Annotated in this window: 15 protein-coding genes; 9 read left to right on the forward strand and 6 right to left on the reverse strand. The window is 66.5% G+C overall.

The window, feature by feature from the left end; translation table 11 throughout:
- Positions 1–257: 257 nt before the first annotated feature.
- Positions 258–2687 (reverse strand): DUF6600 domain-containing protein, encoded by a 2430-nt coding sequence (locus AC6HZP_RS18295; RefSeq protein WP_497524007.1) that lies wholly within the window; start codon positions 2685–2687, stop codon positions 258–260.
- Positions 2688–2942: 255 nt separating this feature from the next.
- Here AC6HZP_RS18295 and AC6HZP_RS18300 point away from each other — a divergent pair, with 255 nt between their 5' ends.
- The gene (locus tag AC6HZP_RS18300; protein ID WP_497524008.1) at positions 2943–3890 is read left to right on the forward strand and encodes an alpha/beta hydrolase; all 948 of its coding nucleotides are present in this window, start codon (positions 2943–2945) and stop codon (positions 3888–3890) included.
- Between the two features lie 337 nt (positions 3891–4227).
- Here AC6HZP_RS18300 and AC6HZP_RS18305 read toward each other — a convergent pair whose 3' ends face one another.
- Both AC6HZP_RS18305 and ypfJ read right to left on the reverse strand, forming a co-directional pair.
- Positions 4228–4791, reverse strand: a complete 564-nt coding sequence (locus AC6HZP_RS18305; RefSeq protein WP_497524009.1) for a DUF1003 domain-containing protein — start codon at positions 4789–4791, stop codon at positions 4228–4230.
- A gap of 6 nt (positions 4792–4797) precedes the next feature.
- The gene (gene ypfJ, locus AC6HZP_RS18310) at positions 4798–5721 is read right to left on the reverse strand and encodes a KPN_02809 family neutral zinc metallopeptidase (protein ID WP_497524010.1); all 924 of its coding nucleotides are present in this window, start codon (positions 5719–5721) and stop codon (positions 4798–4800) included.
- A gap of 239 nt (positions 5722–5960) precedes the next feature.
- Between ypfJ and carB the strand changes: the two genes are divergently transcribed.
- From carB to AC6HZP_RS18325, 3 genes are all read left to right on the forward strand, one after another.
- Positions 5961–9275, forward strand: coding sequence for a carbamoyl-phosphate synthase large subunit (gene carB / locus AC6HZP_RS18315; RefSeq protein ID WP_497524011.1), 3315 nt, complete (start codon positions 5961–5963; stop codon positions 9273–9275).
- A gap of 280 nt (positions 9276–9555) precedes the next feature.
- Complete coding sequence (gene greA, locus AC6HZP_RS18320; protein WP_201400442.1) at positions 9556–10029, forward strand: transcription elongation factor GreA; 474 nt, start codon at positions 9556–9558, stop codon at positions 10027–10029.
- 231 nt (positions 10030–10260) lie between these two features.
- The gene (locus AC6HZP_RS18325) at positions 10261–11019 is read left to right on the forward strand and encodes a glycosyltransferase family 2 protein (protein ID WP_497524012.1); all 759 of its coding nucleotides are present in this window, start codon (positions 10261–10263) and stop codon (positions 11017–11019) included.
- Between the two features lie 3 nt (positions 11020–11022).
- On the opposite strand, the gene AC6HZP_RS18330 is transcribed toward AC6HZP_RS18325, so the two are convergent.
- Entirely contained in the window at positions 11023–11487 is a 465-nt protein-coding gene (locus tag AC6HZP_RS18330; RefSeq protein WP_201400444.1) for an Lrp/AsnC family transcriptional regulator, read from the reverse strand.
- A gap of 251 nt (positions 11488–11738) precedes the next feature.
- Between AC6HZP_RS18330 and trxB the strand changes: the two genes are divergently transcribed.
- The gene (gene trxB / locus AC6HZP_RS18335; RefSeq protein WP_201400445.1) at positions 11739–12722 is read left to right on the forward strand and encodes a thioredoxin-disulfide reductase; all 984 of its coding nucleotides are present in this window, start codon (positions 11739–11741) and stop codon (positions 12720–12722) included.
- A 46-nt stretch (positions 12723–12768) separates the two neighbouring features.
- A complete protein-coding gene (locus AC6HZP_RS18340; RefSeq protein WP_201400446.1) occupies positions 12769–13659 on the forward strand; it encodes a LysR family transcriptional regulator in 891 nt (296 codons plus the stop codon).
- A gap of 451 nt (positions 13660–14110) precedes the next feature.
- On the opposite strand, the gene msrP is transcribed toward AC6HZP_RS18340, so the two are convergent.
- Entirely contained in the window at positions 14111–15067 is a 957-nt protein-coding gene (msrP, locus tag AC6HZP_RS18345; RefSeq protein ID WP_497524013.1) for a protein-methionine-sulfoxide reductase catalytic subunit MsrP, read from the reverse strand.
- A gap of 247 nt (positions 15068–15314) precedes the next feature.
- On the opposite strand from msrP, the gene AC6HZP_RS18350 reads away from it, so the two are divergent.
- The 3 genes from AC6HZP_RS18350 (at position 15315) to AC6HZP_RS18360 (ending at position 18514) form a co-directional block, all read left to right on the forward strand.
- Positions 15315–16517 (forward strand): pyridoxal phosphate-dependent aminotransferase, encoded by a 1203-nt coding sequence (locus AC6HZP_RS18350; protein WP_497524014.1) that lies wholly within the window; start codon positions 15315–15317, stop codon positions 16515–16517.
- Between the two features lie 83 nt (positions 16518–16600).
- Positions 16601–17011 carry a VOC family protein gene (locus tag AC6HZP_RS18355; protein WP_201400449.1) on the forward strand — a complete coding sequence of 137 codons (411 nt, stop codon included), beginning with the start codon at positions 16601–16603 and terminating at the stop codon, positions 17009–17011.
- A 60-nt stretch (positions 17012–17071) separates the two neighbouring features.
- A complete protein-coding gene (locus AC6HZP_RS18360; protein ID WP_201400450.1) occupies positions 17072–18514 on the forward strand; it encodes a phospholipase D-like domain-containing protein in 1443 nt (480 codons plus the stop codon).
- 75 nt (positions 18515–18589) lie between these two features.
- Here AC6HZP_RS18360 and AC6HZP_RS18365 read toward each other — a convergent pair whose 3' ends face one another.
- The gene (locus AC6HZP_RS18365) at positions 18590–19564 is read right to left on the reverse strand and encodes a magnesium transporter CorA family protein (RefSeq protein WP_497524015.1); all 975 of its coding nucleotides are present in this window, start codon (positions 19562–19564) and stop codon (positions 18590–18592) included.
- Between the last annotated feature and the right edge of the window lie 189 nt (positions 19565–19753).

Consider the following 19753-nt stretch of genomic DNA (forward strand, 5'->3'; position numbering starts at 1 on the left):
GGCACTTTCTTCACCTCTCCCTGAGGGAGAGGTCGACGACCGAAGGGCGGCGGGTGAGGGTTTACGGCCTCCCCGGATAGTTCCCTAAACCCTCACCCGGAGCTTCGCTCCGACCTCTCCCTCAGGGAGAGGTGAAGGGCAGCGCGGAACAGCGGGTGCCGACTAGCCGACCCCAACCGCATCGTGCGCCTGGGGCAATCACAAAAAAGCCGGCCGCGGTGACGCGGCCGGCTTTTGTCGTTGGAGACGGAAGCCCCCTACTGGGCGCAGCTTCCATCCGGCTGCACCGCGCCCTCGGGGCAATCGCCGCCACGGTGGCGGGGCTGCTCCTCGCGGTGCTGGCGCTGTTCCTGCTGCGGCTCGGGCTTGCCCTGCTCCTGCTGGGGCTCACGCTCGCGGCGCGGACGCTCCTGCCGAGGCGGCTCCTGCTCCTGCCGAGGCGGCTCCTGCTGCTGCTGACGCTGCTCCTGCTGCGGCTCGGGCTGGCGCTGCTCCTGCTGGGGCTCACGCTCGCGGCGCGGGCGTTCCTGCTGGGGCTGCTCCTGCTGCCGTTGCTCCTGCTGCTGCTGCGGCTGCTCCTCGCGCTGCCGCTCCTGGCGACGCTGGCGGGGAGCCTCCTCCTGCTGAGCCGGCGCGGCCGGCTCGGCCTGTTCAGCCTGCGGGCGCTTGCGGCGCGGCGGCTCCGCTTGCTCCTGCGGCTGGGCATCCGGCCGGGACTCGGCGGCCGGCGGCGCTTCCTCGGCAGGACGCTCCGGACGCTTCTTGCGCGGCGGCTCCGGCTGGGCCTCCGGCTCCGGTGCAGGCTTCACCTCAGGAGCAGGCTTGGCCTCCGGCGCCGGCTTGGCTTCAGCCTTCGGCTCACGCGCAGGCTTGGACTCCGGCTTGGCCTCAGGAGCCGGCTGCTCTACGGCAGGCGCTTCCTCGGCCGGCTTGGCCGGACGCTCCTTGCGCGGCTTCTCAGCCGGCTGCGGCTCGGCCGGAGTCGCTTCCGGCTTGGGCTCAGGCTTGGCCTCCGGCGCTGGCTTCGGCTCCGGCTTGGCTTCCGGCGCAGGCTTGGCCTCGGGAGCGGGCTGCTCGGCGGCGGGCGCCTCTTCGGCCGGCTTGGCCGGACGATCCCTGCGCGGCCGCTCGCCCGGCTGGCCATCCGGCTGCTGACGATCCGGGCGCTGGGCATCCGGCTGGTCCGGCTTCTGGTCGGGACCGCGATCCGGGCGGTTCGGCCGCTCGGGTTGGGCCTGGTCCACCGGCGGCGGATTGCCTCCGGCGGGGGCCTGCGGCTCCGCCGGCTGCGGATTGGCCTCGACCTTCTTCAGCACCTCGTCAGCCCTGGCGGCGCGCTCCTGGCGGATACGCTCCTGCTCGGCCTGGCGCTGCGCGTCAGCCTTCTTGGTCGCCGCGTCGATCTCGGCGGCGCGGGCGTCCGCCTGCTTGCGCTGCTCGTCGATCAGGCTCGCCTTCTCGGCCTTCAGCTTGTCGATCTCGGCCTGCATGCGATCGCGCTGCTGCGGCTGGTCGCGATCGCGGCGCAGGTCGCGCCGCTCGCCCGGATCGAGCACGGAGAGCAGCGCCGCCGACACGACGCCGGCGATCGCCGCCTTCGGATCGGGCTCGACATACTGATGGATCAGCGTGCGGTCGTCGCGCGGCACGTCCCGGTCGAACCGGTCCGGACGGCGGTCGAAGCGCTGGTCGTCGATGCGCGGGCGGAACACGCCGATCCGGCCGCCGCGATCATCGTCGAAGATGTCGCTCTGCTCATCGACATAGACGATCTCGCGGCCGGGACGGTCGCGCCGGCGGACCGGCTCGTTGAAGAAGCGGCCATCCTGGTACTGCGGACGGCGCACGTCGCGCGCCTCGCCGAGATAGCGGCCGACGTCGCGCACCGGCGCCGCGCGGCGGCCGATGTCGTCATCGTCGAAATAGCGCTCGTCGACGAAGACCCAGCTCTCGGAGACCGGCGGATCGTAGCGGCGCGGCTGGCCATACTGGTAGCCAGAGCGGTCCGGCGCGATCGGCGCCCAGCCGACCTGGCCACCGCCGACGCGGAACGTCGCCCAGGCGGGCGACCAGGTGTCGCCGGGGATCCAGTACCAGCCATAGTCGGGGTCATAGTCCCAGCGGCCGTAATGATACGTCGCCCAGCCGAACGGCTCGCTCGATTCCCAGTACCAGCCATAATCGTCGGTCCAGGTCCAGCGGCCTTCCTGGAACGGCCGCCAGCCGGCGCCACGGCGCTTCGGCACGAAGACATAGCCGTAATCGTCATTCTCGACCCAACGGCCATAGGGCTGCAGTTCGTCGAAGAAATAGCCGACATCGCCGGAGGGACGGCTGGCGCGCGGGCGGCTGGAGACGGGCTGCGGACGCGGCCGGGAGGTCTGCGCCTGCTGCGCGGGGCGCGGGCGCGGCGTCGGCGGCACGACCTCGGCGGCGGCGACCTGCGTCGGCCGCGAGGGCTGCGCCGGCTGCGACGCGCTCGAACCATCGGTCTCGGCCGCCTGGTCGTAATCGTCCATGTCGGTGCTATTGGCCGGCGGCTCCTGCTCGCTTCCCTCGGAAACGGCGGGCGCCTTCGGCTTGAGCTCGAGCTTGTACGGAACCTCGACGACGCCGGTCACGACGGCGGCTCCCGCCACCACCACGCCGCCCGCCAGAGCCGCTCCGATCAGACCCAGAAATTTCATCGTCACCTTCCCGTCGTTCCCGACCGAACCGAATCATGCCAGTCCCCGGCCATCGCGCCCGATATCAACCGGCGAAAGCGGCGCGGTCGAGGCTCAAAAAAGGCGGCCTACGCGACCGATTCGCCCCATGGCTCGCCTCATCCATCCCTCCCGGCGCCTGAACGCACGCTGAATGCCGGGACCACGACGGATTGGCGGCGCGGCGCCGAGATGTCATCCTGCCGCCGCAACGGGATATCGGGAGACGCGCGGCGGATGTGGGCGAAATCATCAGGGGCGGCCAACGGCCATCCAGCCATCCGGCGGCTCCGCCGCATCGCCATGGCGCTGCTGCTGCCGGGCGTCCTGCTGGCCGGCACGGCCTCCGCCCAGGTGTCGCAGCTCGCGCCCTACAAGGACGATCTCTTCGTCTACGGCACGGTGCTGGAGAGCCGCGATGGCGGCGCCTTCCGCGTCGTCGACTATGACGAGATGCGCGACATCAACGGCCGCGACGAGATCCCCGAACGCAAGGTGCAGGGGAAATACGTGTCGCTGAAGACCAAGCGGGTCGAGGACCACCTGACCTACCGCGTCGGCGACCGCGCCCTCAAATATGTCGGCGCCGGCGCCACCAAGGGCCGGGCCAGCATGATCGTGATCTACCTGCACGGCCAGAACGGCACGCGCTTCCAGGGCGCCGACGACTGGACTTTTGGCGGCAATTTCAACCGCGTGAAGAACCTGACGGTCGCGGCCGGCGGCGCCTATCTCTCGCCCGACTTCTCCGATTTCGAGGCGAACGGCACGGCCGAGATCAAGGCCTTGATGCAGGACTACGCCGCCCGCTCGCCCGGCGCGCCGATCTTCGTCGCCTGCGGCTCCTACGGCGGCAAGCTGTGCTGGTCGCTCGCGCGCGACCCCGAGGCCGCCTCGATGATCTCCGGCCTGATCCTGCTCGGCTCGCTCAACGATCCCGGCTTCTTGAAGACGGCGGCGATGAAGAAGGGCGGCCGTCCGATCCCGATCTTCATCGGCCATGGCAGCCGCGACCCGATCATCGACTGGAAGACGCAGCAGGCCTTCTTCGACCAGGTCCGCAAGAAATCGCCCGGCTATCCGATAAAATTCGTGCTGTTCCAGAACGGCAACCACGGCACGCCGATCCGCATGACCGACTGGCGCGAGACGCTGAACTGGATGCTGGCGTCGGGCGGGAAGTGAGCGCTTCGGCGGCGTGACCGCGCCGCTCCTGCACCTCCCCGGGAAGCCTTTGCAAGACACTGAAGATCGCGGGCAGGCGACGGACTATGGGCAGGGCGCCGTCGCCCCGGCGGAGGCCGGGGCCCATGAACACCGTCCAAAAAAGCCCGGCCCAGCCTATCGGCGACAGGCCAGAGTGTATGGATCCCGGCCTTCGCCGGGATGACGGCGGAGGATGGCACGGCCGAGCAGCGTCTTGATGTGCATCCTCTCTCTGCGTGCTTCGGCGCGGTCCTTCAAACGATGAGGACGGTTGCGCGAAGATCTCCCCAGGGAGGGGAAGCGGCTCCCCCCGCCCCTACCCCTTCGAATCCCGGCGCTGTTCGTCCACCGGCACGGCCAGGGCGGTTTCGATGCGCTCCAGGATGGTCTTCAGCTCGCCGGTCCTGAGCTGCTCGAACTTGTCGTGCAGCGCCATGATCTCGATCTCGGCCTTGAGGTTCACCTCATAGTCGTGCTCCGCCGCCAGCCGGTCCTTCTCGGCCTGGCGGTTCTGCGACATCATGATGACGGGCGCCTGCAGGGCGGCGACCATCGACAGGATGAGATTGAGGAAGACATAGGGATAGGGATCGAAGCCGCCGCTGCCCCAGCGGGTCAGCACGAAGGTGTTCAGCCCGGTCCAGCCGATGATCACCACGCTGAAGGTGATGATGAAGCCCCAGGAGCCGCCGATCGCGGCGACGCGGTCGGCCAGCCGGTCGCCGAAGGTGAGCTGCTGCTCGAACTCGGCGTTGATGTCGCGCGCGACATGCGTGCGCGTCGCCACCTTTTCCAGAAGGCGTCGGTCGCTCGCCGACAGCACTTGCACGCCGTCGGCCAGCAGCTTTTCACAGAGATCGCGGATTGCCGCGTCCGACATGGCGCGTCAGATCTGGCCCTGGAACGTGTTGCACTGGCTGACGTCGCCGGTCTGGTAGCCGCGCTTGAACCAAGCGCTGCGCTGCGCCGAGGTGCCATGCGTGAAGCTCTCCGGCACGACGACGCCCTGGCTGCGCTTCTGGATGGCGTCGTCGCCGATCTGCGTCGCCGCGTTCAGCGCCTCGTCGATGTCGCCGGCCTCCAGCATGCCCTTCTGGTCGGTGCGGTTGGCCCAGACGCCGGCATAGCAATCCGCCTGCAGCTCGACCTTGACGGAAAGCGCGTTGGCGTCCGCCTTGCTCAGGCTCTGCCGCATCTCGTTGAACTTCGGCAGGATGCCCTGCAGGTCCTGCACGTGATGGCCGACCTCGTGGGCGATGACATAGGCCTGCGCCATGTCGCCCGGCGCGCCGAAGCGGCGCTTCAGCTCGTCATAGAAGGCGAGGTCGATATAGACCTTCTTGTCGAGCGGGCAATAGAACGGACCGGAGGCGGAACTCGCCGTGCCGCAGGCCGAGCGCGTCACGCCGGAGAAGAGCACCAGCGGCGTCGGCGGATAGGTCTCGCCGGCCGACTTGAAGATGTCGGTCCACACGTCCTCGGTGCTGCCGAGCACCTTGGAGACGAAGACCTTGCCCTCGTCATTGATGCCGGTGCCGGTTCCCGACGGCGAGGGCTGCTGGTAGCTGGTGTCCTGGGTGAACGAGCCGCCGCCGCCCGTGACCATGGCCAGCATCTGGATCGGATTGATGCCGAACACCAGCCAGCCGATGCCGACAATGGCGGCGATCACGACCAGCGAACTGCCCCGGAGCGGTATGCCGCGTCCGCCGCCCATGCCTGCCGGGCGGAAGCCGCCGTCCAGCCCGCCTGTATCGCCGCCACGCCGATCCTCGACGTTGCTGCTCTCGCGCTGACCACCAAGCCGCATCCGCCCTACTCCGTTGATGCCGAGGCCGAAGCCGTCCGCACAGGATTTATTTCATCGAAACTAGTCCTGCGCGCGTCGCACCGCCAGTGTCTCCAATGCGGGGAAGGCACAGACAGTTGCCCGCAGGGGTTCCCCCTCCCCGCCTTTTCCCCTATAAGGCCGCTCTAGCCTTACACGCCCCCTGCTTGATGGCCCGCGCGGATCACCGCGCCGGGTTTTTTGCTACGCGCGAGACGAAATTGCCGAAACGTACAGATATTCAATCGATCCTGATCATCGGAGCTGGCCCGATCATTATCGGCCAGGCTTGCGAGTTCGATTATTCCGGCACCCAGGCCTGCAAGGCTCTGAAGGACGAAGGGTACCGAATCATCCTCGTGAACTCCAATCCGGCAACGATCATGACCGATCCGGATCTGGCGCACGCGACCTATATCGAGCCGATCACCCCGGAGATCGTCGCCAAGATCATCGAAAAGGAGCGCCCCGATGCGCTGCTCCCGACGATGGGCGGCCAGACGGCGCTGAACTGCGCGCTGTCGCTGAAGAAGATGGGCGTGCTCGACAAGTTCAACGTCGAGATGATCGGCGCCACCGCCGAGGCGATCGACAAGGCCGAGGACCGCGAGCGGTTCCGCGACGCGATGACGAAGATCGGGCTGGAGACGCCGCGCTCGCGCCTCGCCCATTCGCTCGCCGAAGCCCTGCCCGCGCTGGAAGAGATCGGCCTGCCGGTCATCATCCGTCCGTCCTTCACGCTGGGCGGCACCGGCGGCGGCATCGCCTACACGCGCGAGGAATTCATCGAGATCGTCGAAAGCGGCGTCGATGCCTCTCCGACCGACGAAGTGCTGATCGAGGAATCGGTGCTCGGCTGGAAGGAGTATGAGATGGAGGTTGTCCGCGACAAGAAGGACAACTGCATCATCATCTGCTCGATCGAGAACATCGATCCGATGGGCGTCCACACCGGCGATTCGATCACCGTCGCGCCGGCGCTGACGCTGACCGACAAGGAATACCAGATCATGCGCGACGCCTCGTTGGCGGTCCTGCGCGAGATCGGCGTCGAGACGGGCGGCTCAAACGTGCAGTTCGCCGTCAACCCGGCCGACGGCCGGCTGATCGTCATCGAGATGAACCCGCGCGTGTCGCGCTCGTCGGCTCTGGCATCGAAGGCGACCGGTTTCCCGATCGCCAAGGTCGCGGCGAAGCTCGCCGTCGGCTACACGCTCGACGAGCTCGAGAACGACATCACCGGCGGCGCCACCCCGGCCTCGTTCGAGCCGACGATCGACTACGTCGTCACCAAGATCCCGCGCTTCGCCTTCGAGAAGTTCCCGGGCGCCTCGCCGGTGCTGACCACCGCGATGAAGTCGGTCGGCGAGGTCATGGCGATCGGCCGCACCTTCCAGGAATCGCTGCAGAAGGCTTTGCGCGGTCTAGAGACGGGTCTTTCCGGCCTCGACGAGATCGAGATCCCCGGCCTCGGCCAGGGCGACGACGCCAACGCCATCCGCGCCGCCATCGGCACGCCGACGCCCAATCGCCTGCTGCAGGCGGCCCAGGCCATGCGCCTCGGCATTTCCGTCGAGCAGGTGCATGACATCTGCAAGATCGACCCGTGGTTCCTCAAGGAAATCAAGGGCATCATCGACACCGAGCTGAAGATCCGCACGCATGGCCTGCCGACGACCGCGGGCGCGTTCCGTCGCCTCAAGGCGATGGGCTTCTCGGACCAGCGGCTCGCCAACCTGACCGGCAAGAACGACGGCGAGGTCAAGGCGCTGCGCACGTCGCTCGGCGTGCATCCGGTCTACAAGCGGATCGACACCTGCGCGGCCGAGTTCGCCTCGCCGACGCCCTACATGTACTCGACCTACGAGGCGCCCTTCACCGGCGCGCCGGTGAGCGAGGCCGAGCCGTCCGACGCCAGGAAGGTCATCATCCTCGGCGGCGGCCCGAACCGCATCGGCCAGGGCATCGAGTTCGACTATTGCTGCTGCCATGCCGCCTTCGCGCTGAAGGATGCCGGCTATGAAGCGATCATGATCAACTGCAACCCGGAAACCGTGTCGACCGACTACGACACGTCCGACCGGCTCTATTTCGAGCCGCTGACGGCCGAGGACGTGCTGGAGATCATCCGCGTCGAGCAGTCGAAGGGCACGCTGCACGGCGTCATCGTCCAGTTCGGCGGCCAGACCCCGCTGAAGCTCGCCTCGGCGCTCGAGGAGGCCGGCGTGCCGATCCTCGGCACCTCGCCGGACGCGATCGACCTCGCCGAGGACCGCGACCGCTTCTCGAAGCTGCTGAACAAGCTCGGCATCCGCCAGCCCAAGAACGGCATCGCCTATTCGGTCGAGCAGGCGCGCCTGGTCGTCGCCGATCTCGGCTATCCGCTCGTCGTCCGCCCGTCCTACGTGCTCGGCGGCCGCGCGATGCAGATCATCCGCGACGACGATACGCTGTCCGACTACCTGCTCGGCACGCTGCCCGAGCTGGTGCCGGCCGAGGTCAAGGTCCGCTACCCGAACGATAAGACCGGCCAGATCAACACGCTGCTCGGCAAGAACCCGCTGCTGTTCGACCGCTATCTCTCCGACGCGACCGAGGTTGACGTCGATGCGCTCGCCGACGGCACGACGGTGTTCGTCGCCGGCATCATGGAGCACATCGAGGAGGCCGGCATCCATTCGGGCGATAGCGCCTGCTCGCTGCCGCCCCACTCGCTCTCCGCCGAGACGATCGCCACTCTGGAAGAGCAGACGCGCAAGCTCGCGCTCGCGCTCAAGGTCGGCGGCCTGATGAACGTCCAGTACGCGATCAAGGACGGCGAGATCTACGTGCTCGAAGTGAACCCGCGCGCCTCGCGCACGGTGCCCTTCGTCGCCAAGACGATCGGCCTGCCGGTCGCCAAGATCGCCGCCCGCGTCATGGCCGGCGAAAGCCTGGAGAGCTTCGAGCTGAAGCCCGGCCACCGCGATCACATCGCGGTCAAGGAAGCCGTGTTCCCGTTCGCCCGCTTCCCCGGCGTCGACACGCTGCTCGGCCCGGAGATGCGCTCGACCGGCGAGGTGATGGGTCTCGACTACGACTACGAGGTCGCCTTCGCCAAGTCGCAGCTCGGCGCCGGCAGCGCCCTGCCGACGGCCGGAACCGTGTTCGTCTCGATGCGGGATTCGGACAAGGCCGGCATCGTCGAGCCGATGCGCCGCCTCGAGGGTCTCGGCTTCAAGATCATCGCGACCAGCGGCACGCAGCGCTTCCTGGCCGAACAGGGCATCGCCTGCACCAAGATCAACAAGGTGCTGGAAGGCCGGCCGCACATCGTCGACGCGATCAAGAACGGCGAGGTCAAGCTCGTCTTCAACACGACCGAGGGCGCGCGCGCGCTCGGCGACAGCCGCTCGATGCGTCGCGCCGCCCTGCTGCACAAGGTGCCGTACTACACGACGCTCTCGGGCGCGATCGCGGCATCGCTTGGCATCGAGGCCTATGCGACCGGCACCCTGGAAGTGCGGCCGCTTCAGGCCTATTTCCAGCCGGCCTAATCCGATACGGATCCGATACGGACCGGTGCGCCGGTCCGTATCCGTCCCCTCGCCGTCCTCTCATTGTCCCCCCTTGCGCTCGCCGCGATCGTGGACGACACTCGGCGGCTGAATTTGCCGACTAGGCATGCAGGTGGGCGAGACGGCCGGATAACGGGGCCGATGCCCCCACCGGATTTCGAACTCAGGAAGCTGGCGCCCCAGGGCACCGGCGCCTGAATTATTGTGCCCCGGACGTTCGCGGGCTGGGGTCAAGAAGGAAGAAAAGGCCAGAAAGACCATGGAAAAGGTTCCGATGACCGTTGCGGGTCATGCGGCTCTCGAAGTGGAGCTGAAGCGTCTGACCTCGGAAGAGCGCCCGCGCATCATCGCGGCGATCTCGGAAGCGCGCGCGCATGGCGACCTCTCGGAGAATGCCGAATACCATTCGGCCAAGGAAGCCCAGAGCCACAATGAGGGCCGCATCGCGGAGCTCGAGGACAAGCTTTCGCGCGCCGAGATCATCGACGTCACCAAGCTGTCGGGCGAAACGATCAAGTTCGGCGCCACGGTCAAGCTGGTCGACGAGGATACCGAGGAAGAGAAGACCTACCAGATCGTCGGCGATCTCGAGGCCGACGTCCGTTCGGGCCGCATCTCGATCTCGTCGCCGATCGCCCGCGCCCTGATCGGCAAGGGCCCCGGCGACACCGTCGCGGTGACCGCGCCGGGCGGCGAGCGTTCCTATGAAGTGCTCGAGGTCGCCTTCCGCTAAGGCCCTTCGCGCTCGGCCAACCGGGCCAGACAATCGGAGAGCACCGCCTTCCTCGAAGTCGGTGCTCTCTTTGTATGCGGAGCGCGTCCCCGCGCGGCAGATTTCGCCGTCCGACCTGATGAAAAACCTCGCGCGGGACTGGGCGCATCGCGCGTCGCGTGCTTAGTGGCGCGTGCACCCTCGCAGATCGGGCTCAGGCGAGCCCGAGCGGCCTCCCCTTCCGGATATCAGATGCCCGCGAATACCGACCGCCCCCGCCTCTCCGCCGTCATCATCACCAAGAACGAGGCGCGCGACCTCCCGACCTGCCTCGCCTCGCTCGCCTTGTGCGACGAGATCGTCATCGTCGACAGCGGCTCGACGGACGGCACGATCGAGATTGCCGAACGGATGGCGTCGCGGACCCTCGTGCGCACCGACTGGGAGGGTTTCGGCCGGCAGAAGCAGCGGGCGCTGGAGGCTGCCACCGGCGACTGGGTTCTCTCGATCGACGCCGACGAGCTGATCCCGCCGGAGCTCGCGCTGGAGATCCGCGCGGCGATCGAGAGCGGCACCCATGCCGGCTACCGGCTCCATCGCCTGAACTACTTCCTCGACAAGCCGCTCCGTCACGGCGGCTGGTATCCGGACTGCCATCTGCGCCTGGTTCGGCGGGACGCGGCCCGCTTCAGCGAGAACGTCGTCCACGAGGTTCTCCTCGTCGACGGCACGATCGGCGAGTTGCGGACACCGATGCCGCATATGTCCTACCACGACTTCGGCGAGGTCCTGGAAAAGCTGCGCCGCTACGCGCTGGCCGGCGCCGAGCAGCGCCGCAATACCGGCCGCGGCGGCAGCCCCGGCAAGGCCATCGGCCACGCGATCGCGACCTTCGTCAAAGCCTATATCGGCAAGCGCGGCTTCCTCGATGGCCGGCACGGCTTCGCCGCCGCCGCCGCCAGCGCGCAGGAGATCTTCTGGCGCTATCTCATCGCCGGCTGGCCGCGCTGAGCCCTACTCGATCGGAACCAGCGGCTCGTCCTTGATGCGGCGGATGGTGAGGGTCGTGCGCACGCTGGCGACATTGGCCGCGGCCGTCAGCTCCTCGACGAAGGCCTGGAACGCCTTCAGGGTCGGGGCGACGCATTTCAGGATGAAGTCCGCCTCGCCCGACAGCATGTAGCACTCGCGTACGATCGACCAGTCGCGCACCCGGGCGCCGAAGGCGGTCAGGTCGGCTTCGGCCTGGCTCGAAAGCCCGATCATGGCGAAGGCGGTGACGTCGTAGCCGAGCGCGCCCTCGTCGACCAAGGCCCGGTAGCCCTCGATGATGCCGGCTTCCTCGAGCGCCCGCATGCGCCGCAGGCAGGGCGGCGCCGAAATGCCCGCACGGCGGGCGAGCTCGACATTGGTGATGCGACCGTCGGCCTGCAATTCCTTCAGGATCTTCCAGTCGATCGCGTCTAGACGGGCTTTCACTCGGGCCTCACGGTCAGGGGCTGAACTCAACTGGGAGCAGGCAGCGCACGATGGACACCGGGTCAGAGCCTGTAACTGGAAAGAAAGCCGGGGATGCTGGTCGGCAATCGGATATTGGAGTCTGGCCGAATTGCCATGATTCGGAAACAATTGTTCGCGAGAACGCACAGGATCGCATAGCTTCCATCCTTACATGCGCTCCGCACATCCCTCCAGAGTCGCCACCCTTAAAAAGTGCGCGTCTCGACATTATGTCTGGCCCCATCATGCAGCACGCCAAGCTCATCATTGTCGGATCCGGTCCTGCCGGCTACACCGCCGCCATCTATGCCGCGCGCGCCATGCTGGAACCGATGCTGATCGCCGGTGTCCAGCCGGGCGGCCAGCTCACCATCACCACCGATGTCGAGAACTATCCGGGCTTCGCCGACGTCATCCAGGGCCCCTGGCTGATGGAGCAGATGCGCGCCCAGGCCGAGCATGTCGGCACCAAGATGGTCTCCGACCACATCGTCGAGGCCGACCTGTCGCAGCGCCCGTTCATCCTCAAGGGTGATTCCGGCGAGATCTACGCCGCCGACACGCTGGTGATCGCCACCGGCGCGCAGGCGAAATGGCTCGGCATCGACAGCGAGCAGAAATTCAAGGGCTTCGGCGTCTCCGCCTGCGCCACCTGCGACGGCTTCTTCTACCGCGACAAGGAAGTCTTCGTCGTCGGCGGCGGCAACACGGCCGTCGAGGAGGCGCTCTATCTGGCGCACATCGCCAAGAAGGTGACCGTCGTCCATCGCCGCGACCATTTCCGCGCCGAGCGCATCCTGCAGAACCGCCTGTTCGGCCTCGACAATGTCGAGGTGGTCTGGGACACGGTCGTCGACGAGGTGCTCGGCAAGACCGGCTTCCCGCCTTCAGTGACGGGCGTGCGGCTGCGCAATGTCGTGACCGGCGCGGTCAGCGAGCGCGAGACGCATGGCGTGTTCGTGGCGATCGGCCACGCGCCGGCGGTCGAAATCGTCAAGGGCCAGCTCGACCTGAAGCCTTCCGGCTACATCTGGACGGCGCCCGATTCGACGGCGACCAGCGTTCCCGGCGTCTTCGCGGCGGGCGACGTCACCGACGAGACGTTCCGGCAGGCCGTCACGGCGGCCGGCCAGGGCTGCATGGCAGCGCTCGAAGCCGAGCGCTGGCTGGCGATCAATCCGGTTGTGACCGAGGCCGCAGCCGCAGCCGAATAACGAGACTACAAAAAAAGGCTGGTGCTACGGAGGGGGCTGTCCAACCATGGACTGGGACAAACTGAGGATTTTTCATGCCGCCGCGCAGGCCGGCTCGTTCACCCACGCCGGCGAGGCGCTGGGCATGAGCCAGTCTGCCGTCAGCCGCCAGGTCGGCGCGCTGGAAAGCGATCTCGGCGTCCCGCTCTTCCATCGCCATGCCCGCGGACTGATTCTGTCCGAGCAGGGCGAGCTGCTCTACCGCACGTCGCAGGACGTGATGCAGAAGCTCGAGGGCGTGAAGATCCGGCTGACCGATTCGCGCGAGAAGCCGACCGGCACGCTGCGGATCACCACGACCGTGGCGCTCGGCTCGACCTGGCTGACTCAGCGCATCAACGAATTCGTCGACCTGCATCCGGATTTGAACCTGCACCTGATTCTCGACGATCAGGAGCTGGACCTGACCATGCGCCAGGCCGACGTCGCGATCCGCCTGCGCCAGCCGGTGCAGCCGGACCTGATCCAGCGCCGCCTGTTCACGGCGCATTATCACGTCTACGCGGCACCCTCCTATGTCGAACGCTTCGGCAAGCCCGAGACGCTGGATGACCTCGATCACCACCGCATCGTCACCTTCGGCGTGCCCGTACCGCCGAACATCCGCGACGTGAACTGGCTCGAGATCGCCGGCCGCTCGACCGACAATCCGCGCGAGCCGATCGTGCGCATCAACAACATCTACGCCATCAAGGCGGCGGTCGAGCGCGGCACGGGCATCGCCATCCTGCCGGACTACATGCTGGAAGAAGGCTCGACGCTGGTGAAGCTGATGCCGGAAGCGCAGGTGCCGAGCTTCCCGACCTATTTCTGCTACCCGTCCGAGCTCAAGAATTCCGCCCGCGTGACCGCTTTCCGCGATTTCATGCTCGCCAAGGCGCAGAACTGGCAGTTCTGATCGCGCCGTGCCGCGATACAAGGCACAGGAATGTGACATGATCGACCGCCGCATCCCGGCGGTTTCGGCACCATTCCAGAATCATGGCAAATCCAGAAAATTCATTCCCGGATTTCCGGGAATGTGGCGCCAAATTCAGAGCAATTCGGAGCCATGCGAAATCCCGATTGCGTCATATCAAATTTGCATAGCAGAAATGCACCCCTGCCGGTTGATTGGGCAGCCTGACCAATCCATATACGTAATCAGTTGATGCGTTGGGCCTCTCGCTCCCTCCTCCCTGCGATGGGTTCGACCTCAGCTGTTCCCCTCTGGAAGGTGTTTGCTGCGCATTTCCCTGCCGCAGCAACAAAGACTTAGCCGGGCCTCGCAAGAGTGCCCGGCCTTTTCTTTTGTAAAGCATTTTACCAGCGGCGACGCCGACGCGGTTCTGCTTAAAAAGCAGGCATGCCTACATGAAGAGCGGCTGGCTCTCCATCCCCTTGTACAGCCCGGCGACGAACTCTCCGTAGCCATTGTAGATCCGAGTCGGGATGCGCTCGCGGGTGCCGATCACGGTCTCGGACGCCTGGCTCCAGCGCGGATGCGGCACGTCCGGGTTCACATTCGCCCAGAAGCCGTATTCGGACGCCTGCAGCTGCTGCCAGAAATTCACCGGCTGCTCTTCGACGAAGCTCACCTTGACGATCGACTTGATCGATTTGAAACCGTATTTCCACGGCGTGTGCAGGCGGATCGGCGCGCCCATCTGCTTCAAGAGCGGCTTGCCGTAGACGCCGGTCACCATGAAGGCGAGCTCGTTGTTGGCCTCGGCCATGGAGAGCCCCTCGACATAGGGCCACGGGTAGAAGGGCTGGTTCTGGCCCGGCGCCATGGCGGGATCGAGGAAGGTCTCCATGCGGATGTATTTCGCGCCCGAGAGCGGCTTCGCGTAGGCGACGAGATCGGCGAGCGGAAAGCCGGTCCACGGCACCGTCATCGACCAGGCTTCGACGCAGCGATGGCGATAGACCCGCTCCTCGAGCTTCATCGCCTTCAGGAGACCGTCGATATCGACCGTCTTCTCCTTCTCGACCAGGCCGCCGAACTGGATCGTCCAGGGCCGCACCTTCAGAGCCTGCGCCGCGTCGGCGAGCTCCTTGTCGGTGCTGTATTCGTAGAAGTTGTTGTAGTGGGCGTTGATCTCTTCCGGCGTGATGTCGCGCTCGATCGTGTAGTGCGGATTGCGCTTGGCGGGATAAAGCGCGGCGCTCGGATCCTCGTCGGCGGCGCGCGCGAAGCGCGGCAGGGCGGCGGCCGCCAGCCCGAGCCCGCTGGCGGCGAGAATCTCGCGGCGATTGAGAAACACCGCCTCGGGGGTAGCGCTGCTTTCAGGTATCTCCCAGCCACGTTTGCGGCGAATGAGCATGGTCGTCTCCATTCCGGTATCGAGCCCTGTCGGCAGATACGTAGGACCGGAGCAAAAGGGTTCAAAATCAATTCGCCGCGTTCGATCGGCTGCCTTGCGTCTCCCTTGCTCCCGCTGGGCTCCGCTTCGGCTCCCCGCCTGCCGGAAGCTCGCTCCGACGGCGCCATCGACCCTTGCCATCATGCGCCCCGCAGACTAGGTTCCGCGCCGCATAAATCCCTTATGTTTTCCACTTTCGGAGCCCAAAATGGCCTTCCTCGCTGATAGCCTCGCCCGCATCAAGCCGTCCGCGACCATCGCGGTCACGAACAAGGCGCGCGAACTGAAAGCGGCTGGCCGTGACGTCATCGGCCTCGGCGCCGGCGAGCCCGACTTCGACACCCCGGAAAACATCAAGGAAGCCGCGATCCAGGCGATCCGCGAAGGCAAGACCAAGTACACCGCCGTCGACGGCATCCCCGAGCTCAAGGCCGCCATCGCCGCCAAGTTCAAGCGCGAGAACAACCTGACCTACGCCCCGAACCAGATCACGGTCGGCACCGGCGGCAAGCAGGTGCTCTACAACGCGCTGATGGCGACGCTGAACCCCGGCGATGAAGTGATCATCCCGGCGCCGTACTGGGTCTCCTACCCGGAGATCGTGGCGCTCGGCGGCGGCACGCCGGTCGAGATCGTCGGCCCGCAGTCGACCGGCTTCAAGATCGGCCCGGAGGCGCTGGAAGCCGCGATCACGCCGAAGACCAAGTGGCTGATCCTCAACTCGCCGTCGAACCCGACCGGCGCCGGCTACACGCGCGCCGAGCTCAAGGCCCTCGCCGACGTCCTGCTCAAGTATCCGCACGTCTGGATCATGACCGACGACATGTACGAGCACCTCGTCTTCGACGGCTTCGAGTTCGCCACGATCGCCGAGGTCGAGCCGAAGCTCTATGACCGCACGCTGACCGTGAACGGCGTCTCGAAGGCGTATGCCATGACCGGCTGGCGCATCGGCTATGCCGGCGGCCCGGTCGAGCTGATCAAGGCGATCGGCACGATCCAGTCGCAGTCGACGTCCAACCCCTCCTCCGTCTCGCAGTGGGCGGCGGTCGAGGCGCTGAACGGTCCGCAGGACTACATCCCCGAGAACGCCGAGGTCTTCAAGAAGCGCCGCGACCTCGTCGTCTCGATGCTGAACCAGGCGAACGGCATCGTCTGCCCGAACCCGGAAGGCGCGTTCTACGTGTTCCCGTCCTGCGCCGGCACGCTCGGCAAGACGACGGCGGGCGGCAAGCTCTTGAAGACCGACGAGGACTTCGTCACGGCGCTGCTGGAAGAGGAAGGCGTCGCCGTCGTCCAGGGCTCGGCCTTCGGCCTGGCGCCCTACTTCCGCATCTCCTACGCGACCTCGACCGAGGCGCTGGAAGAGGCCTGCACGCGCATCCAGCGCTTCTGCGGCAACCTGCGCTAAGACAAACATCACGGGCGGCCGCCTCGCGGCGGTCGCCTCCCTTGCGCGACCGAAGCCGAACCTCGTCCACCGGAGACAATCCCATGCTGACGCTTGACCACGTCTCGATCACGGTGACGGACCTCGATCGCTCGACGCGCTTCTACGAGGAGCTGTTCGGGCTCAAGAGCGTGCCCCGCCCGGCCTTCACCATTCCCGGCACCTGGCTCGCCTGCGGATCGCTGCAGGTCCATCTCGTGCTCAACCCGGAAGGCACCTTCCGCACCCGTCCCGGCATCGACAATGGCGACGTCCATTTCGCCTTCCGGACGGACGATTTCGACGGCATTCTGGCGCACCTCACCGAGCGCGGCTTCGACGAGCACGCCCCGGCCGACGCGGCCAACTACCTCTACGTGCTGCGCAGCGGGCGCGCGGGCTATCCGCAGCTTTATCTCCTCGATCCCGACCGCAACATCATCGAGATCAACGGCGCGCCGCTTCGTCCGGCGTAAGCGGCGCTTTGATCCTTGCCCGACATCGACTATTGACGCTTAAGGTCGAGGGGACGGGCAATGATGGCTAGCCAACTGGCACTACTGTTTTCGCTGCTGCACATCGTCCTGGCCGGGGCGGTGACGGTGCACGCCCTTTTGACCCGGCTGAACCCGCAATCGACGATTGCGTGGATCGGCCTCGCCTGGCTGTCGCCCTATGTCGGGCCGCTGCTCTACCTGATGTTCGGCGTCAACCGCGTCCGCCGCAAGGCGATCAAGATGTCGGACGCCGGCGAGGACGTCGAGCCGCCGGAATCGCGATTCGTGCTGTCGCCCGCCGACGTCGCGCATGGCGATGACGAGCATCTGGAGCCGCTGGCGAAATTCGGCCTCCGGATCACCGGGCGGCCGCTCTTGGCCGGCAACTCCATCACGCCGCTCGTCGATGGCGACGTCGCCTATCCCGAGATGGTGCGGGCGATCGACGCGGCGCAGGCGAGCGTCGGCATCTCCGGCTATATCTTCCATGACGACAGCGGCGGCGCGCCGATCATCGACGCGCTGATCGCCGCGCATGGGCGCGGCGTGGAAGTGCGCGTGCTGCTCGACGGCATCGGCGGCGGCTATCTGAAGAACCTCGCCTATCAGCGCCTGCTGACGGCGGGCGTGCCCGTCGCGCGCTTCCTGCATGAGGTCGCGCCCTGGAAGATGTCGTTCATCAACCTGCGGAACCACAAGAAGGTCATGGTGACGGATGGCTGCCACGGCTTCACCGGCGGCATGAACATCAGCGGCGGCAACCTCTTCCGCAAGATCAAGACCCCGATCGACCGCGCCGTCCAGGACGTGCATTTCCGCGTCGAGGGGCCAGTCGTCTCCCATCTCATGGAAACCTTCGCCGAGGACTGGGACTTCACCACCGGCGAGCTGCTGAAGGGTCCGAACTGGTTCCCGGCGATCGGCGCCGCCGGCTCGATCCCGGCGCGCGGAATCGCCAGCGGGCCGGACGAGGACAATGAGAAGCTGATGTGGACGATGGCGGCGGCGATCGGACGCGCCGAGCGGCGGATCCGCATCGTCACGCCCTATTTCCTGCCCGACGACCGCATCACCTCGCAGCTCGCCCTCGCCGCGCTGCGCGGCGTATCGGTCGAGCTGCTGATTCCCGGCCGCTCCGACCAGCGCTACATGGACTGGGCGATGAACGGCTCGCTCTCGCCGCTGATCCGCTCGGGCGTGCAGATCCGCCGGGCGCAGCCCCCGTTCGATCACTCCAAGCTGATGACGGTTGACGACGCCTGGGTGCTGTTCGGCAGCGCCAACTGGGACGCGCGCAGCCTGCGCCTGAACTTCGAGTTCAACGTCGAGGCCTATCAGGACACCTTCGCCACCAAGATCAACGCGCTCATCGACGCCAAGACCGTCGATGCGCGGCTGGTGACCGTGGCGGAGCTGCGCAACCGCCCGCTGCCGGCAAGATTGCGCGACGCGGCGGTGCGGCTGCTAACGCCCTATCTCTGACCTCGAAGCGTTTTCAAGCGAAGTGGGGCCGGTTCGCGTCAAGAAAACGCGACCAAACAAATAACTAGGGCGGCGTCAGAGCCAGCCGCGCCGCTTGAAATAGAGGAAGGGAACGAGCGCCGAGATCGCCATGATCGCGAGCGCCAGCGGATAACCGTAACCCCAGCCGAGCTCCGGCATGTCCTTGAAGTTCATGCCGTAGATCGTGCCGATCAGCGTCGGCGGCATCAGGATGGTCGAAGCGACTGTCAGCACGCTCACCACCTGGTTCTGCTGGTTGGCGACGAGGCCGAGCGTCGCGTCGAGCAGGAAGGTGATCTTGTTCAGCACGAAATTGACGTGGTCCTCGAGCGAGCGCACATCGCGCAGCGCCAGCTTGAGGCGGGCGCCATTGCCGTTCTTCAGCGCCTGATCGGGCAACATGGCGGCGGCATACTGGGCGAGGCGCTCCAGCGAGGCCAGGCTTTCACGCGCCTTCGAGGCGAGGTCGCCCTGCGTGCCGATCGCGCCGATGAGCACGGCCAGCCGCTTGGAGCGCAGGCGCTCGCTGGGCTTGCGCGTAAAGATCTCGCTGTTGATGCGGTCGACATGCTGGGCGATGTGCTCGAGCACATCGGCGGTGCGGGCGATGAACGCTTCGAGCAGCCCGTTGAAAATGCCGACCACCGTGCCGCAGCCGCTCTCCGGCTTGGGCGCCACGGCGAGGAACTGGCGGAAGGCCTTCATCTCCTCATAGCGCAGCGTGACGATCTTCGACTTGGAGACGGCGAAGGTGAACGGCGTCAGCACAGGATGACCGACGTCGAGGCCGGCCAGCACGCTGGCCGTCATGAACACCACGCCGTTCTCGACATAGAAGCGGCTGGAGAACTCGATCTCCTGCGATTCTTCCCGCGTCGGCACCAGCGCGCCGAGGAAAGCCTCGGCGGCATGCTCTTCGTCCGGCGTCGGAACATAGAGATCGATCCATCCCGCCGTCGCGGCGAAATCGGTCTCGGCGGGGGGAAGAACGGTGGGCCCGGTGGCGGTGACCGCGTAGGCTGTCAGCATCAGCAACTCCAGGGCGTTAACCGAACGGCAAGACAAGTGACACGGGACACTTGCCCAACCGCATTTGGTTTGTCATGACGAGTGCAGTGCACTTCGGTGGATCGAATAGCCGGGAGAGTCGTTATCATGGCCAGTATCTGGTCGCCACCAGGGTTGGCCGCCATATATTCCGGTTGCCACTGAAGTAGC

Source organism: Kaistia sp. SLG-1 (genome assembly GCF_059699055.1).